The sequence below is a fragment of the Mesorhizobium sp. M7A.F.Ca.CA.002.09.1.1 genome, from assembly GCF_003998555.1.
In the GTDB taxonomy this organism is placed as follows: Bacteria; Pseudomonadota; Alphaproteobacteria; order Rhizobiales; family Rhizobiaceae; genus Mesorhizobium; species Mesorhizobium ciceri.
Genome location: NZ_RZRR01001231.1, coordinates 1 through 1257 on the forward strand (window position 1 = coordinate 1; position 1257 = coordinate 1257).

Annotated in this window: 1 protein-coding gene; it reads left to right on the plus strand. The window is 66.9% G+C overall.

Annotated elements, in window-relative coordinates; translation table 11 throughout:
• A partial coding sequence (locus EN994_RS32065) for an AsmA-like C-terminal region-containing protein (RefSeq protein ID WP_164746446.1) occupies positions 1-1257 on the plus strand: 1257 nt, incomplete at both ends.

Below are 1257 nucleotides of genomic sequence, written 5' to 3' on the forward strand. Positions count from 1 at the left end.
ATTCACCGCCGACCTCGACCTGACGACGGCAGCACTGGCCGCCGGCCGGTTCGCCACCGCCTATGACGCCGCCTTTTCGCTCAAGCTCGACCAGGAAGGCATCCGCGTTTCGGATCTCAAGGCGAAGTTGCTGGGCGGGGCGCTGACCGGCCTATTCGAGTTGAAGAACAACAACGGCACCGGACTGTTCTCTGGCCAGATGAAACTGGCGGGCGCCGATCTGGCGACCGTGCTGCCGGATGCCGGCATCAGCGGCATCGGCGATTTCTCGACGGCGCTGTCAAGCAGCGGCAAATCGGTCGAAGGGATGGTGGCTGCCTTGTCAGGCTCCGGAACTGCGGCGTTGAAGGGCGTGAAAGTTGCTGGCCTCAATCCAGATGCGTTCAGTGCGTTCCTCGCCAAGGCGGATGCGATCGGGCGCGACATCGATGCGGCCAAGACCGCCGGCTTCGCGCCCGAGATTGCCGCTGATGGCAGCTTTGCCGCTGGCGATACCGACATAGCCTTCACGGTTGCCGGCGGCACGCTGCGGGCGCCGCCGGTCAGCCTGGAAAATCCAGCGGCGACCTTGTCCGCCGACATCACGGCGGATCTCAACGCGGCCACGGTGTCGGCCAAGGGTGCGATCACCTATCGGCCTGGCGACGAGGCGCTGGTCGGCTCCGAGCCGGTTGTGAATTTCACCGCCGAAGGGCCGTTCGGCGCGGTCAAACGAGCATTCGACAGTGAGCCGCTGGCGCAGTTCCTGACCCAGCGCGCGCTGGAGAAGGAGCAGCAGCGCGTCGAGGCGATGCAGGCCGCGCTGCTCGAGAAGCAGCGGCTGCGGCGCGAAGTGCGCTATTACGCTGCGCGGCAGGATGCTCGCGACAAGGCGGCCGAGGAATTGCGCCGGCAGGAGGAAGCAGCGCGGCTCAAAGCCGAAGCTGACGCCAAGGCCAAGGCCGAAGCGGATGCACAGGCTCAGGCTGAGGCGGACGCAAAGGCTCAGGCCGACGCGGAGGCGAAAGCCAAGGCGGACGCAGATGCCAAAGCCAAGGCCGATGCCGAAGCGAAGGCGGCTGCCGAAAAGCAGGCCGCCGACGAGGCCGCCAAGGCGCAGGCCGAGCAGGAGCGGCAGAAGGCGGAAGAGGCGATGCGTATTGCCTCGCAGGAAAAGGCAAGGCTCGAAGCCGAACGCAAGGCCGCGCAGTCTCCGAAGGTGGAGCGGGCGCCGCTGCCGCAGGCCAACGACAATCCGCCGCCGGCCAAGCCGAAGGC